Here is a 15,626-nt window from a genome sequence, read left to right on the forward strand (position 1 = left end):
TTACTGGCCGATCACGCGGCGGCCGAAGCCCCCGCCGGTCGGGCGAGCCGCGACGGTGCCGACGCTGCCCTGGGGCACGGAAAAGACCGTGCGACGGAAATTCTTTTCCAGCCGATCCGATACATAGGACCAGAGCTGGACAACCTCGGCGGCGGAGCGCCCCTTGGGGTCGACCTCCATCACCGTGCGGCCGTCGATCATCGACGCGGCAAAGTCGGTACGGTGGTGCAACGTCACCGGCGCGACCGTGCCATGCTGCGACAGGGCAACGGCAGCTTCGGATGTGATGCGCGCCCTGGGCGTCGCGGCATTGACGACAAAGAGCAGCGGCTTACCCGCCCGCTCGCACAGATCGACAGTGGCCCCCACGGCGCGCAAGTCATGCGGGCTGGGCCGGGTCGGCACCACAATCAGCTCGGCGACGGAAATCACGCTCTGGATCGCCATGGTGATGGCGGGCGGCGTGTCGATAACCGCCAGCTTGAACCCTTGCTGGCGCAATGTCTCCAGGTCTGCGGCCAGCCGGGCAACCGTGGTCTGGGCGAAGGCAGGAAATTCAGCCTCCCGTTCGTTCCACCAGTCGGCGAGCGAACCTTGCGGATCAATGTCGATCAGCACGACGGGACCAGCGCCTGCCATCTGCGCCTGCACGGCCAGATGACCCGACAAGGTGGTCTTACCCGATCCGCCTTTCTGCGACGCCAATGCCAAAATCCGCAACGAATATCCCCCCAGAAAATCCAGTTCCGGTCGGGATTGCCACAACTGCGCCTAAAAATTGGTTAACCGATACCCTGTTTTGCTTGCGCCAAGGGGGACGATATCTAAGCTGGCACCGATGGCCGACATCTTGTGCTAACGTGAATTTAACCTTGTTTGCGCATCACCGCCGCAAAGCTGTTCGCGCAGGAGCATGGGACTATGACGTATCTTTGGAAAAGCATGGCGCTTGGTGCCCTTATGGGGCTGGCCGCGCCGGTGATGGCCGACGTCAAGACAGGCGTCGATGCCTGGCAGCAGGGCGACTATGCCAAGGCGATCGGTGAGTGGCGGCCGCTGGCGCTCGCGGGCGATCCCGATGCGCAATTCAACATGGGCCAGGCCTATAAGCTGGGTCGCGGCGTGCAGCCCGACCTTACGGTCGCGCTCGACTGGTATCGCAAGGCCAGCGCCCAGGGCCATTTGCGCGCCGAGGATAATCTGGGCCTGCTGATGTTCCAGCAGGGCGATCGTGCGAACGCCATGCCCTATCTTCAGCGCGCGTCGATGCGCGGCGAACCGCGCGCGCAATATATCGTGGGTACCACCCTCTTCAACGGCGACCTGATCGGCAAGGACTGGGTGCGCGCCTATGCCCTGATGACCCGCGCGTCGGCATCGGGTCTGCCCCAGGCAACGACCAGCCTGACCGAGATGGACAAATATATCCCGGAGGATCAACGCAAACAGGGTTTGGCGCTGGCCGCCAGTCTGGAAAAGTCGGAAAAGACCGATGCGTTCGCCGCCGCAAGCCCCGCTCCTGCAAAACCGACCCCGGTGCCGGTGCGGCCCGCCGCCTCGACGGTGCGGACAACGGACCTGCCGCCGTCCACCATCAATCAACCGTCCACGCCGGTTGCCGCGCCGCCAGCACCACGCCCCACGCCAAAGCCAGCCCCGCAAATCGCGGCGGCAAAACCAGCGCCGCAACCAACGGCACCAGCGCCGGCATCGGGCGGTTGGCGGGTGCAGTTGGGTGCCTTTGGCGAGGAAGGCCGCGCCCGCGCGCTCTGGACCCAGATGACCGGCAAGGTCAGCGGCCTGTCCGCCTATCAGCCCTATCTGGTCAAGGCCGGCACCGTCACCCGGCTCCAGGCCGGTCCGGTCGCCAGCAGCAGCGACGCCGCGAACCTTTGCGCGAAGATCAAGGCCGCCGGCGCGGACTGCATGCCCAAGAAGATGTAAGGCCATCCGGCGTTGGTGGAAGCTGTAGCTCCTGTTCCCCGGCGAAGGCCGGGGTCCAGTCCAAAGCGTGGAACTGGACCCCGGCCTTCGCCGGGGAACAGCATCCATGGGTCATCATCTTCACACGTTGCTATAACCTCGCGCCTCACTCGACCTGCGCCAGCATCCACGCCCGAAACTGCGCGACGGCGGGGTTGGCCAGCGCATCGGCGGGATAGGCCAGATAATAGGCCCGCTCGCTCGACAAGGGGCGGGCAAAGGGTATGACTAGCGTGCCTGCTTCCAGTTCCGGCTGGATCAGGAAGCGGGGGATCAGCGCCACCCCGGCCCCCGCGGCGGCGGCCTGCGCCAGCATCAGGAAATGTTCGAATGTCGGGCCAGGTTGCAGCGCGTCCGCATCCACCCCCGCCGCCGCGAACCAGCGCGGCCAGGCATCGCGCCGCGAACTTTGGCTGAGCAGCGGCGCGCCCAGCAGGTCGACGGGCGCGCGCAACGGATGCGCCGCCAGCCAGCCCGGCGCGCACACCGGCACGACATCCTCGCGAAACAGGAAATCCATCGTAACGCCGGGCCACTCCTGCGGCAGGCCGAAATGGATCGCGGCGTCGAAATCCTCCTGCGCAAAATCGAACGGTTCCGAGCGCGCCGCGAAATCCACTACCAGTTGCGGATGGCGGGCGCTCAGATGCGGCAGGCGCGGCGCGAGCCAGCGCATCCCGAAACTGGGCAGCGTCGCGATCCGCAAGGCCGATCCCGCCCGCCGCTGCGCCGCCGCGCGGGTCGCGCGGCGGATGGCGTCGAGCGCGGGCGCGAGTTGTACGGCATAGGCGCGCCCCGCTTCATTGAGCCGCACCCGCCGTCCAATCCGGTCGAATAGCGGTCGCTGGATCAAATCCTCCAGCAAGGCGATCTGCCGACTGACCGCGCTCTGCGTCAGGCCGATCTCGTCGCCTGCGCGCGAGAAGCTCTCATGCCGCGCCGCCGCCTCGAAACTGGCGAGCGCGGTCATCGGCGGCAGCCATTTGCGGCTTTCACTCATTCCAAAATCGCATCAACTGATGAAAGCTCCCCGTTTGCATAACCCATCCTATCCTGCGATACTGCACCTGTCACCGGGAACCTATCCATGTCAAATGAGAATATGCCTGTCATCGCCGTCCTGACCAAAGCCGTGCTGGGTGATATGGACGGCCAAAAGGCGCTCGACGCGCTGCATATCGCCCCTGCCCTGCTGGCCGAGCGCGGCCCCACCGTGTCGCGCGCTGCCTTCGCAATGGCTATGAACGTTTCGCTGTTCGACAATCTGTTGCGCCGGGTGCCGAGCGGCACCGCCTATGTCGCCGACACGCTGGCGCAGGGCGGCCGGATCAGTTTCGACCATGGCGCGCTGCGCACTATCCGCCTGCCCGAAGGCCCCAACGGCGCGCTGCCCGGTGGCGAGGACGCCTTCACCCGCATCTTCTTGCCACTGGGCTATCGCATGGCCACTGTCTATCCGCTCGACCGGCTCAAGATGACCGGCCGCGCCTATACCCATGCCGACCATCCCGACGCCATCCCGCAATTCTTCCTGTCCGAACTGCATGTCGATCGCTTCGATGCCGAATTCGCCGCCGCCGCCGCGCGCGTGTTCGGCACTTCGCGCGACCCACTCGATGCGCAGGCGATGGCAGTGCTGGACGATTATGGGGCGGGCAGGACCGTGTCCTTCGCCGACGCACTGGCCGCCCTGCCCACCATCCTCTCGGCCTTCGACCGTCAGCATGACGCGCCCGATTTTGCCGACTATCAATTGCTGCTGTCCCGCTCCAACGAAGCCGCCTGGATCGCGACCGAGGGCAATGCCTTCAACCACGCCACCGACCGGGTCGCCGATGTCGCTGCTCTTGCCGACCGGCTGCGGGCGGAGGATCATCCGATCAAGGACCGGCTGGAAATTTCCGCCACCGGCCGCGTGCGCCAGACCGCCTTGCGCGCCGACAGCGTCGAACGTCGCTTTGCCGATGGGCAGGTCCGCGGCGTTCCCGGCTCCTTCTTCGAATTCATCAGCCGCGACATCGACCCGGCGACAGGTCAACTCGACCTCGCCTTCGACACCGGCAACGCTACCGGCATTTTCGCCATGACGCGCGCAGGAGCATGACCGCCATGTTGCAATCCTTCGATCCCGCCTCCCGCGCGCTCGTCTGGGAAGGCCCGGTCGCCGACGCCGCCGCCTGCCATCGCGCGATCGCCACCGCCCGCGCCGCGCTGCCCGCTTGGCGCGCCCTGCCGGTGGAGGATCGCATCGCCGTGGTGCGCCGCTATGCCGCCATTCTGGCCGAACGGCGCGCTGCGCTGGCTGAACTCATCTCGCGCGAAACCGGCAAGCTGTTGTGGGAAAGCGACGCCGAAGTGGGATCGATGATCGCCAAGGTCGATGTCTCGATCGCCGCGCATGCCGAACGCACCGGCGAGCGTGCCGCCACCATGCCCTTCGGTCGCGCGGTGCTGCGCCATCGCGGCCATGGCGTGATGGCGGTGCTTGGCCCCTATAATTTCCCCGGCCATCTGCCCAACGGCCATATCGTCCCCGCCCTGATCGCGGGCAATGCCATCGTGTTCAAGCCATCGGAAATCACGCCCGCCACCGGCGCGGCGATGGCCGATGCCTGGACCGCAGCGGGTCTGCCGGACGGCTTGCTGACCGTCGTTCAGGGCGGGCGCGCCACCGGCGAGGCGTTGGTCGCGGGCGACATTGACGGGCTGCTCTTTACCGGATCGGCGGGCGCTGGCGCGGCCCTGCGCCGCGCGCTGGTTGATCGGCTCCATGTCATCATGGCGCTGGAACTGGGCGGCAATAATCCGCTGATCGCCTGGGACAGCCCGGAGGCCGCCGCCTCGATCATCGTTAATTCCGCTTTCATCACCACGGGCCAGCGCTGCTCCTGCGCCCGCCGCCTGATCGTGCCCGAAGGGGCGACCGGCGACGCGATCGTCGAGGCGGTCGATGCCATGGCCGCACGCTTGCCTATCGCCGCCTGGAACGAAGCAAGCGACGCTTTCATGGGACCGCTGGTGTCGGACGCCGCCGCTGCCGGTGCCCATCGCGCGGTCAGCGACCTGATCGCGCGTGGCGCACGGGTCATCCGTCCCTTCGGCGGGGTCGATGGCCGCAGCGCCGCCTTCGTCACGCCCGCCTTGCTCGACGTGACCGGCGTGGATACGCCCGATGCGGAGATTTTCGCACCCGTCCTGTCGATCGTGCGCGTGCCCGATTTCGACGCCGCCATTACCGCTGCCAACGCGACCAGTTTCGGCCTGTCGGCGGGTCTGATCGCGCAGGATGACCAGCTATGGCAGCGGATGGTGGAGGAAAGCCGGGCGGGCGTCCTCAACCGAAACCGCCCGACGACCGGTGCTGCCGGCAATATGCCCTTTGGCGGCCTCGGCGCATCGGGCAATCACCGGCCCAGCGCCTATTATGCCGCCGATTATTGCGCCTATCCCATCGCCAGTTTCGAGGCGGAGGCAGTGCAGGCCGTGCCAGTCACCGGCCTGTCCTGAACCGCCACTACACCACGGGCGCGATCAGCCGACGCGGTGCAGCCCGCATAATTTATTGCCGGTGGGATCGCGCAGATAGGCGAGATAGAGTTTGCCAAAGCCCCCTTCGCGCACGCCCGGCGGATCTTCACAGGCGGTGCCACCCGCCGCGACGCCCGCTGCATGCCAGGCGTCGGTCTGTTCGGGCGAGGCCATGGTGAAACCGATCGTGCCGCCATTGGCTCCACAGGCCGGGGCACCGTCGATCGGCTTAGTCAGCATCAGCAACGCGCCGTCATGCATGTAGATGACTCGGCCCTTATCATCGAAAAAACCGGGCTTTGCCCCCAGGGCTGCCATCGTCGCATCGTAAAAGGCTTTCGATACCTCGATATCATTGGCACCGACCATGATGTGGCTGAACATTGTGTCTCCTGACATATTGCGCGTTTGACACTATATAGGCGCGCGACGCTCTCGATCCGACTTACCCGAAAGGGCAGGCAGACACAGGCGCGCTGCATCGGTAACAGGACGTGACCGATTAAGCGGTGATCCGCCGGATCAGAAGATCGTGTTGTAGAGGAACCAGCCCATGATGAGCAGGCTGGACACGATACAGATACGATCACCAAAGACGTCAATACGAGACATCGAAACACATCCTTCCACTTGCCGGGCGCTCTGCGTCGCCTCTGAGGAAAGATTACATCAGTTTTTACTGTATCGGAACAGGAAAGTTGCGGCCAGCCGCCCTATCGGCGGGGTGAACCAACGTTCCACCCCTCTTGACGCCATTTGGTAGCGGTCCCATCCGGCCGCACCCAACAGCCTGCGGAAACCTACCGGAATTCCGGCCAACGATGTTTCAGGAAAGCGCGAGTCGCTTCCTCCGGGCCGCGATAGGCTTCCTGAAACTCCGCGCTCCAATATTTCAGCTCGTCCAGGTCGATCCGCGCGCCCGACACGGCACAGACCACGAACTGGCCCGGCCGTTCGACGTCGAAATGCGGCGTGTCGTAACGCAGCACGGCCAGGCCCTGAATATCCGCCATCAATCGCCGGTCAGGATACGGTCGACCAACTGCTTGACGGTCGGCACGAAGCCATTGGAGTAGAAGGGGTCCTGCTTGAACTTATAGGCGCCATGGCCGGCGAAGACGAGATTCTTGTCCAGGTCGCCGCCATGCACCGCTTCCTGCAGCGCTTTTTGAATGCAGAAGCTGCGCGGATCGGCCAGCCGCCCGGTCGAATTGGTCTCGCTGTCCATCCAGGACGAGAAGGAGCAATGGCTCAGGCACCCCATGCAGTCGGTCTGATCTTTGCGGATCATCGACTTTTCCGTGTCGCCGACGAACACCAGCGTATTGTCTGGCGTCTTGAGCGCGGCGGTAAAGCCCTGCCCCACCCATTCGCGCGCGCGATTAAGGTCGCCCAGCGTCACCCAGAAATTCTTGCCCTTCACGCCCACGTCCAACTGATGGGTATGGTCGCCCGCCTGTTCGGTGCTGAACGGGATTTGCCGTTCCGACCGGGCTTCCAACTCGCGCAGGAATGGGTTGCGTACCGCTGAACTGTAAAAGCCGGTCGGCGAGAATTTGTGCAGCAATATGTCGCCGGGGTTCAGCTGAGTCAGGAGATCCTTCCAATCCTGCGGGATCGGGCTTTCCTGGGTCAGCAGCGGGCGCGTGCCAAACTGGAAAGCGATCGTCCCCAATTCGGGATTGTCGATCCAGTCGTTCCAGTCCTTGAGCGCCCACACGCCGCCGGCCATCACGATCGGCACCTCGTCCGAAATGCCACCCTCGCGCATCGTATCGCGCAGCGCCTTGACGCGGGGATAGGGGTCTTGCGGCACTTTGGGGTCTTCGGCGTTGGACAGGCCATTATGCCCACCCGCCAGCCAGGGATCTTCATAAACCACCGCCGCCAGCCATTCCGACGCCTTGGAGTATGACCGCTTCCACAGCGCGCGGAACGCGCGGCCGGACGACACGATCGGCAGATAGCTCACGCCATAGGACGCGGCGATTTCGGACAGCTTATAGGGCATGCCCGCACCGCAGGTCACGCCCGCGACCATCCCCTTGGTCTTTTCCAGCACGCCATGCAGGATGCGCTGCGCCCCGCCCATTTCCCACAACACATTGATGTTGATCGCGCCGCGGCCATCGGCAATCTCATAGGCGCGCTTGACCTGCTCGACCGCGCCGTCGATCGCATAGGCGACCAGTTCCTCATGGCGGTCGCGGCGGGTGCGGCCATGGTAGATTTGGGGGATGACATTGCCGAAACTGTCATAGCTGTCGGCATTGACGGCGGACACCGTGCCGATGCCGCCAGCCGCCGCCCAGGCACCGGAACTCGCATGGTTGGACACCGCAACGCCCTTGCCGCCTTCGACCAGCGGCCAGACTTCGCGGCCACCATAGACGATAGGCTTCAACCCCTTGAACACCAAAATCTCCTGCGACAAAAAGGCCCGGCCGGTCGACCGGGAATATGCGATCCCAACACAGCCCTGACGGCTCCTGACGAATAGGCGCGGCCCTTAAAGCAAAATCCGGGGGCTGGCCAGAGCCTCTCCATATAATGCACCATAGGCCGCAACCATTGTTTTTTCGGCATAGTCGCGGGTTGCCCGCTCGCGATTGGCCGCCCCAAGGGTGGCGCGCAGATCGGCATCCGCCGCCAGCGCGCCCAGTGCATCGGCCAGCCCGGCTTCGTCGGCCACGACATAGGGCTGGTTCGCGGTCGCGACCATATTGGCCACGTCGCCCACATCCATCGACGCGACCGGCACGCCCGCCGCCATCGCCTCCACCAGCGAGATCGGGAATTGCTCGCTGTCCGACGACAAAGCGAAAATGTCGAACAGCCCGACAAAGCGCCAGGGCCGGTCCATGAAGCCCGCCATGTGGATGTCACCCATTCCCTGCCGCGCCGCTTCGGCCAGGATCGCGTCACGCTCCGGGCCTTCGCCCACCACCACCAGTTGCAGCCGGTCCTTATGCGCGGCGACGGCGCGCACCAGCCGGGGGATGTTCTTGACCGGCCGCAACCCAGCCAGCGTTCCCACCAGCAATTTGCCCGGCGACCGACGCAGACCGGGGATCGCGTCCGGCTCCGGCGGCGGCGCATAGCGTGCGACATCAATGCCGTTGCGGATCAGATGCACCTTAGGCGCGGGCTGTTTCCAAACCGTGCGCGCGATCGTCTCCAACCGCACCGAGGGCACCACCATCCCTTGCGCCCGCTGCAGCGCGAGGCGGCGGAACAGGTTGCGCTTGGTCTTGAGGCGCACGGCCTCGTCCGCGTTGAAGCCGTCTTCATGGTGGATCAGCGGCGGCAGGCCCGCCGACGTCCTGGCCAGCCGATGCGCCATCACCGCATCCATCGACCCCCAATTATAGGTGAGGATCAGGTCGAACCGCTTGAGAAAAGCAGTAATGACCCTGTAGCGCGCCAGCCCCGGCTTGCCCGCAAAGGATGGCCCATCGGGGTAATCGACCGCAACGCCGGGGTCGATCGCCGCCCGTGCGCCCATCGCTTCGGGATCGGCGCTGACGATACTGTGCCGCGCCTTGTCGCCCCAAATGTTCATCAATTGGACGGCGCGCGCCTCCTTGCCGCCCAGATTGAAACTGCCATGGACATGCAGGATGTGCGGGCGTGTTCGATCGGGGCTGTCAGCCATGCAGCACCCGCGCCAGCAGCCGGTCGATCGCCGCGATGCTCTCCGGCTCGTCCAGCACCGGCGCATGGCCGACGCCCGGCACGGTGACCAATTCCGCGCCCGGCCCGATCTCCGCCGCCATTCGCTGGGCCGTCGCCTCGCCCAGCAGATCCGACCGCTCGCCGCGCAGCAACAGCGTCGGCAGACCGGAAAAAGCCTTCATCACCGGCCACATATCCACCCCCGCCTCGGTGCCCATGGCGCGGATCGGCTCGGCGACCTTCATGTCATAATCCAGCACTATCCGCCCGCCGCTGTTGAGCCGATAGAGCCGCTTGGCCATCGCCAGCCAGGCTTGCAGGTCATAGCCCGGATAGACATCGCCATTGGCGTCCGCCAGCGCGCGCGCGGCATGGACCCAGGTCGGATGCGACTGGTTGACGCCGACATAGGTGCGGATGCGTACCAGCCCTTCTTCCTCCAGCGCTGGCCCGACATCGTTGAGCAGCGCGCCCGCCAGCCATTCGCGATGGGTCGCGGCCATCAACATGGTGATGATGCCGCCCAGAGAGGTGCCCACCGCCACGAACCGGGTGATGGCGAGGTCGGCGAGCAATCGGCTGATATCCTGCATATAGGTCAGCGGCACATAGGTCATCGCGTCCTTGGCATAGGCGCTTTCGGCGCGCCCGCGCATGTCGGGACAGATGAGCCGCCATTCGCCCGCCAGCCGCGCGGCAAGCGGCTCGAAATCGCGCGCATTGCGGGTTAACCCTGGCAAACAGAGCAAGGGCGGCCGTCCATCGCCGCCCCCGGCATAATCGCGATAATGCAGCCGCAGGCCATCGGGGGACCACCAATATCCGTCGTTATACACGCTCAAACTTGATCCTTCCGCCTTGCCACCCCCATATCACCTTATGAGCCAGACGCCGCAACCCGCCAAATTTCGCCCCGCGCGCCAAATCGACACGCTGATGCCCGACATCGCCGATCCCGTCGGAGCAGCGGACTTCCCCCAGACCATCCTGCGCTACCGTAATGACCGGGCCTCCGCATCGGTCGGCCTCGATGGTCTGACCGACGACCAATGGATCGCCCATTTCGGCCGTTTTGAACCGCTGGACGGATCGCTCCCCCGCCCGCTGGCGCTGCGCTATCACGGCCACCAGTTCCGCCACTACAACCCCGACATCGGCGATGGCCGCGGCTTCCTGTTCGCGCAAATGCACGACGAGGCCGACCGACTGATGGACCTTGGCACCAAGGGCACCGGGCGGACGCCCCATAGTCGGTCGGGCGACGGGCGGTTGACGCTCAAGGGCGGGGTGCGCGAGATTTTGGCGACCGAAATGCTGGAAGCGCTGGGCGTCTCCACCTCGCGCACTTTCTCGATCATCGAAACCGGCGAAGCGCTGGAGCGCAACGACGAACCTTCGCCCACGCGCGGCGCGGCGATGGTGCGCCTGTCCCACTCGCATATCCGCATCGGCACGTTCCAGCGCGCCGCCTTCCACGAAGACCAGCAACTGCTCACGCGGCTGACCGACTATGCGCTGACGCAGCTATATGGCGAAACCCCCGGCGACAATCCGCCCGCGCAACTACTTGGCCGCGTGGTCGAACGCACCGCCGATCTCGCTGCCAGCTATATGATCGCGGGCTTCGTCCATGGCGTCCTCAACAGCGACAATATCAACGTCACCGGCGAGAGTTTCGACTATGGCCCGTGGCGTTTCACCCCCTTGTGGGACGCAGGCTTCACCGCCGCCTATTTCGACCATCAGGGGTTATACGCCTTTGGCCGCCAGGCCGAAGCGATCCACTGGGACGTCGCGCAACTCGCCGTCTCGCTCCGCGCGCTGGTGGAGGCCGAACCGCTGATCGCACAGCTTGAGCGCTTCCCCGCCCTCTATGGTCAGGCCATGGCGCGCCGCTTCTGCTGGCGCCTCGGCGTCATCCCCGGCGAAGGCAGCGACGCCATGATCCAGTCCGCCGTCCGTGCCATGATTACCACCGCCACCCCCATCGACCGCTTCTTCCACGACTGGCGCGGCGGCACGGCGCGGGTCGGCACCGATTATAGCGACGCCGCCTGGGGCGAATTTCGCGCCGCCATCAGTGGCTTCGAGGCGGTGCCCGGCGCAAAGGACCACGCCTATTGGGCCGACGCGCAACCCTGCTCGATGCACATTGAGGAAGTCGAGGCGATCTGGTCCGCCATCGCCGAAAAGGACGATTGGGCGCCGCTCCATGCCAAGGTCGCCGCGATCCGCCGCATCGGGGACGCGCATGGTGCAGGCCCTGTAAAAGACTAGCCGATGGGTTCCTCGATCGACACCGGCGGCTTCGAGAACCACGCCGGCCCCTGCGCCGTCATGTGGAAGCAATCTTCCATTCGGACGCCCATAGTGCCGGGGAGGTACAGGCCCGGTTCGTTGGAGAAGCACATGCCGATGTCGAGCTTGGTGGTTTCGCCATGGACCAGGTTGACCGGCTCATGCCCCTCCATGCCGATGCCATGGCCGGTGCGATGCGAGAGGCCAGGAAGCGCATAGCCGGGGCCGTAGCCGCGCCTTTCATAATGCGCCCGCACGGCGTCATCGACCGAACCGGCTGGCGTGCCGAGTTTAGCGGCGGCGAAGGCGATGGCCTGCCCCTGCGACACGTCGTTCCAGACGGTGCGCTGCTGGGCCGTGGGCGTGGCACCGTAAACGAAGGTGCGGCTGATGTCAGACTGATAATCGCCCACGGTGCAGCCGCAGTCCATCAGCACGACCTCGCCAGCGCGCACCGCCTGCGGCTTGCCGGAGCCATGCGGATAGGCCGCCGCCTCGCCCAATAGGACGAGGTTGAACTCGGTCTTGCCGCCCAGCGCCGTGGTCGCGGCAGTCATCAGGGCGCCGATGTCGGCCGGGGTCATGCCTGCCTTCACTTGGCGGTAGGTCCAGCGATAGGCGGCCATGGTCACGTCAGCAGCGGTCTGCATCAGCGCGATTTCGGCCGGTGTCTTGCGCATCCGCAGCGCGCGAGTGACAGGGTCGGTCGTCAGCCGCGCCTGCGGCAGCGCCGCCTTGAGGCCATCGACCGCGAAATAGCGCACCGTCTCCTCGATGCCGATACGGCCCTTCGCCAGCCCCTTTTCCGTCAGGAAGGCAGCAACCAGTGCGTGCGGACTTTCATGCTCCTGCCAGACGCGCACCTGCGCCGGGATGCCGAGCGATTCGTCGATCGAGGGTTTTTCGAAAAAGGGGCAGATGATGAGCGGTGTGCCGGACGCCGGAATGACCATCGCGGTCAGCCGCTCGCTGCGCCACCAGCGCACGCCGCTATAGTAGATGAGGCTCGCCCCCGGCTCGATCAGCAGCGCGTCGATCCCCTGAGCCTGCATCATCGCCTGCGCGCGGGACAGGCGATCGGCGCGTTCGGCCCGGCCGATCGGCGTGATGCCCTGGGTCAAGGAAGTCAGCGCCTCGGTCGCCCGCTCCTGCGCGAACAGGCGCGGGGTGACGGCGGCGGCTATGCCAGCGGCGGCATAGCCGAGCAGGCTGCGCCGGTCAGGCGTAAGCATAGGGGCCACCGGCCTGCAACGCGGCCTGATAGGCGGGACGGGCGTGCATCTCGCTGAGCCAGCGCAGAATATTGGGGCGGCTGTCGTTGAGGCCACCGCGCGAGCAGGCGGCTTCCAGAGGAAAGCTCATCATCATGTCGGCCGCCGTAAAGGCATCGCCCGCAAAATAGGGGCGGCTCGCCAATTCGCCTTCGATCCAGTCGAGATGATCGTCCAGCATCCCCTGCACCGTGGGGCGCGCGGGGCGGCCCAGCAGGCCGAGCTTGCCGATGATGAGCAGCGCGAGCAGCGGCGGCATCAGCGATCCTTCGGCATAATGAAGAAACTGGCGGTAGCGGATCGCGCCGTCCGCATCGGTGGGCGGGCCGAAGCGATTGGCGGCGCGCCCGACCAGATAGTCCATGATCGCGCCGGTTTCGATCAGGCGATGGCCATCCACCTCCACCACCGGCGACCGGCCGAGCGGATGAATGGCGCGCAGCGACGCGGGCGCGCGCATGGTCTTGCGGTCGCGTTCGTAGCGGCGCACCTCATAAGGCTCGCCCAGTTCCTCCAGCATCCACAGGATGCGTTGCGAGCGGCTGTTGTTGAGGTGATGGACGATGATGGTCATGACGGCTCCGATGCTGCGTGGCGGTCAGGGCTAACGCAGCATCGGGGCAGCTACAACATCCGTTCGCTTCGAGCGTGTCGAGAAGCGTTTCTCGACTTCGCTCGAAACGAACGGGCGTGGGTTAGGCCGCTTCCAACGCCGCCCCCGCCTTCTGCTTCGCGCGATAGGCATGGAGCAGCGGTTCGGTATAGCCATTGGGCTGGGCGACACCCTCGAAAACCAACGCACGGGCGGCCTGGAACGCCAGGCTCTCCGCCTCGCGCCCGCTCATCGGTTGGTAGAGCGGATCGCCCGCATTCTGCGCATCGACCTTGGCCGCCATGCGCCGGAGCGCGGCATCGACCTGTTCGCCGGTGCAGACACCATGCAGCAGCCAGTTGGCCATATGCTGCGAGGAAATGCGCAGCGTCGCGCGGTCCTCCATCAGGCCGATGTCGTGAATGTCAGGCACCTTCGAGCAGCCGACCCCCTGGTCGATCCAGCGGACGACATAGCCCAATATGCCCTGCGCATTATTGTCCAGTTCTTGGCGGATGTCCTCTTCCGACCAGTTGCGCCCCGTAGCGACGGGGATGGTCAGCAGCTTTTCGAGTGGGGCGATGCCCTCCGCCCCGCGCTCCGCCTGCCGCGCAAAGACATCGAACCGATGATAATGGGTCGCGTGCAGCGTCGCGGCGGTGGGCGATGGCACCCAGGCGGTGTTGGCTCCGCTCTTGGGATGGCCGATCTTCTGTTCCAGCATGTCAGCCATGCGATCCGGCGCGGCCCACATGCCCTTGCCGATCTGCGCGCGACCCGACAGGCCGCAGGCGAGGCCGATCTGGACATTGCGATCCTCATAGGCGGTGATCCAGTCGCTGCTCTTCATCTCGCCCTTGCGGATCATCGGCCCGGCCTGCATCGACGTATGCATCTCGTCCCCGGTGCGGTCGAGGAAGCCGGTGTTGATGAAGACGATGCGGTCGCGCACGGCATGAATGCAGGCGGCGAGATTGGCCGAGGTGCGGCGCTCCTCATCCATGACGCCGACCTTGAGCGTGTGACGCGCCATGCCCAGCATGTCCTCGATGCCGTCGAACAGGCAGTTGGTGAAGGCCGCTTCATCCGGCCCGTGCATTTTGGGCTTGACGATATAGACGCTGCCCGCGCGGCTGTTGCCACCTTCGCGCGCCACGTCGTGCAGCGCGATCAGGCTGGTGACGATGCCGTCGAGAATGCCTTCGGGCGCTTGCGTCCCATCGGGCAGAAGGATGGCGGGCGTCGTCATCAAATGGCCGACATTGCGGACGAACAACAGGCTGCGGCCGGGCAGCGTAAAGGCACTGCCGTCAGGTCCGGTGTAGGCGCGGTCGGGGTTCAGAGCGCGGGTCATCATCGTGCCGCCCTTCTCGAACGTCTCGGTCAGGTCGCCCTTCATCAGGCCCAGCCAATTGGCATAGGCGACAACCTTGTCCGCCGCGTCGACCGCCGCGACCGAATCCTCCAGGTCGCAAATGGCGGTCAGCGCGGATTCGAGGATGACGTCGGCGATGCCCGCCGGGTCGGTCGCACCGATCGGATGGCTGCTATCGAAAACGACTTCGATATGCAGGCCATTGTGGCGGAACAGGCGGCCCTTCTCGCTGCGGCCCAGATATTGGGTCGGATCGGCAAGGATTATCTCGTCGCTCGCAAGGTCGGCCCAACGCCCGCTGGCGAGCGGGATGGCATCGTCCAGAAACGCCTTGGCCCAGGCGATGACCTGCGCGCCGCGCGCCGCATCATAGCCCTTGTCCGCCGCCGTGCCGGGAATGGCGTCAGTGCCGTACAGCGAGTCGTACAGGCTACCCCAGCGCGCATTGGCGGCGTTGAGCAGGAAGCGGGCGTTGAGAATAGGGACGACCAGTTGCGGCCCGGCCAGCCGCGCAACCTCATCATCGACATTCTCGCTGCCGATGGTGAAGGGCGCGGGTTCGGGGACCAGATAGCCGATGTCGCGCAGGAAAGCCTGATAGGCCTGCGGGTCATGCGGCTGGCCCGCGCGCTGTTCGTGCCAGTCATCGATCTGCGCCTGCATCGCATCGCGGGTTTCCAGCAGCGCGATATTGTCCGGGGTGAAGCGCGCGAAGACATCCGCGGCCCCTGCCCAGAAGGCGGCGGGTTCGATGCCGGTGCCGGGCAGCGCCTGCTTGTCGATGAAGTCGGCGAGCGATGCCGCGACCTTCAGCCCGGATTTGTCGATCATGCGGTCGGTCATGGCCTGTTCCTTCTCATGTTCCGTGATTGAACACTGGAATATACCATTCCCATTATGTCGT

General features: G+C 65.4%; 14 protein-coding genes. 4 read left to right on the forward strand and 10 right to left on the reverse strand.

What is annotated here, in order from left to right:
• Nucleotides 1-720, reverse strand: a complete 720-nt coding sequence (locus J2W40_RS11930; protein ID WP_310225005.1) for a ParA family protein — start codon at nt 718-720, stop codon at nt 1-3.
• A 201-nt stretch (nt 721-921) separates the two neighbouring features.
• On the opposite strand from J2W40_RS11930, the gene J2W40_RS11935 reads away from it, so the two are divergent.
• Nucleotides 922-1,944, forward strand: a complete 1,023-nt coding sequence (locus tag J2W40_RS11935; RefSeq protein ID WP_310225007.1) for an SPOR domain-containing protein — start codon at nt 922-924, stop codon at nt 1,942-1,944.
• 145 nt (nt 1,945-2,089) lie between these two features.
• Here the strand turns inward: J2W40_RS11935 and gcvA are convergent, their stop codons facing one another.
• Complete coding sequence (gcvA, locus tag J2W40_RS11940; protein WP_310225009.1) at nt 2,090-2,983, reverse strand: transcriptional regulator GcvA; 894 nt, start codon at nt 2,981-2,983, stop codon at nt 2,090-2,092.
• Between the two features lie 87 nt (nt 2,984-3,070).
• Between gcvA and J2W40_RS11945 the strand changes: the two genes are divergently transcribed.
• Nucleotides 3,071-4,087, forward strand: coding sequence for a 2-oxoadipate dioxygenase/decarboxylase family protein (locus J2W40_RS11945; protein WP_310225011.1), 1,017 nt, complete (start codon nt 3,071-3,073; stop codon nt 4,085-4,087).
• On the forward strand, nt 4,084-5,490 hold the full coding sequence (astD, locus tag J2W40_RS11950) for a succinylglutamate-semialdehyde dehydrogenase (RefSeq protein WP_310225013.1): 1,407 nt from the start codon (nt 4,084-4,086) through the stop codon (nt 5,488-5,490). The genes J2W40_RS11945 and astD overlap by 4 nt, the downstream gene beginning before the upstream one ends.
• A gap of 24 nt (nt 5,491-5,514) precedes the next feature.
• Here astD and J2W40_RS11955 read toward each other — a convergent pair whose 3' ends face one another.
• The 5 genes from J2W40_RS11955 to J2W40_RS11975 form a co-directional block, all read right to left on the reverse strand.
• Entirely contained in the window at nt 5,515-5,895 is a 381-nt protein-coding gene (locus tag J2W40_RS11955) for a VOC family protein (protein WP_310225015.1), read from the reverse strand.
• A 416-nt stretch (nt 5,896-6,311) separates the two neighbouring features.
• Entirely contained in the window at nt 6,312-6,524 is a 213-nt protein-coding gene (locus tag J2W40_RS11960; protein WP_310225017.1) for a DUF2093 domain-containing protein, read from the reverse strand.
• Nucleotides 6,524-7,927, reverse strand: coding sequence for an NAD(P)H-dependent flavin oxidoreductase (locus J2W40_RS11965; RefSeq protein WP_037477739.1), 1,404 nt, complete (start codon nt 7,925-7,927; stop codon nt 6,524-6,526). Before J2W40_RS11965 ends, J2W40_RS11960 begins: the two co-directional genes overlap by 1 nt.
• Before the next feature lie 93 nt (nt 7,928-8,020).
• The gene (locus J2W40_RS11970; RefSeq protein ID WP_310225020.1) at nt 8,021-9,166 is read right to left on the reverse strand and encodes a glycosyltransferase; all 1,146 of its coding nucleotides are present in this window, start codon (nt 9,164-9,166) and stop codon (nt 8,021-8,023) included.
• Nucleotides 9,159-10,028: an alpha/beta fold hydrolase gene (locus J2W40_RS11975; RefSeq protein ID WP_310225022.1), complete on the reverse strand. Its 870-nt coding sequence runs from the start codon at nt 10,026-10,028 to the stop codon at nt 9,159-9,161. Before J2W40_RS11975 ends, J2W40_RS11970 begins: the two co-directional genes overlap by 8 nt.
• A 37-nt stretch (nt 10,029-10,065) precedes the next feature.
• On the opposite strand from J2W40_RS11975, the gene J2W40_RS11980 reads away from it, so the two are divergent.
• Nucleotides 10,066-11,463 (forward strand): protein adenylyltransferase SelO family protein, encoded by a 1,398-nt coding sequence (locus J2W40_RS11980; protein WP_310225023.1) that lies wholly within the window; start codon nt 10,066-10,068, stop codon nt 11,461-11,463.
• Here J2W40_RS11980 and J2W40_RS11985 read toward each other — a convergent pair.
• The 3 genes from J2W40_RS11985 to J2W40_RS11995 form a co-directional block, all read right to left on the reverse strand.
• The gene (locus J2W40_RS11985; RefSeq protein ID WP_310225025.1) at nt 11,460-12,716 is read right to left on the reverse strand and encodes a M24 family metallopeptidase; all 1,257 of its coding nucleotides are present in this window, start codon (nt 12,714-12,716) and stop codon (nt 11,460-11,462) included. The genes J2W40_RS11980 and J2W40_RS11985 overlap by 4 nt on opposite strands.
• Nucleotides 12,703-13,329 carry a glutathione S-transferase family protein gene (locus J2W40_RS11990; protein ID WP_310225027.1) on the reverse strand — a complete coding sequence of 209 codons (627 nt, stop codon included), beginning with the start codon at nt 13,327-13,329 and terminating at the stop codon, nt 12,703-12,705. The genes J2W40_RS11985 and J2W40_RS11990 overlap by 14 nt, the downstream gene beginning before the upstream one ends.
• A gap of 121 nt (nt 13,330-13,450) precedes the next feature.
• Nucleotides 13,451-15,565: a malate synthase G gene (locus J2W40_RS11995; RefSeq protein WP_310225029.1), complete on the reverse strand. Its 2,115-nt coding sequence runs from the start codon at nt 15,563-15,565 to the stop codon at nt 13,451-13,453.
• Nucleotides 15,566-15,626: the final 61 nt, after the last annotated feature.

The sequence above is a fragment of the Sphingobium xenophagum genome (assembly GCF_031457465.1).
Classification (GTDB): Bacteria; Pseudomonadota; Alphaproteobacteria; order Sphingomonadales; family Sphingomonadaceae; genus Sphingobium; species Sphingobium xenophagum_A.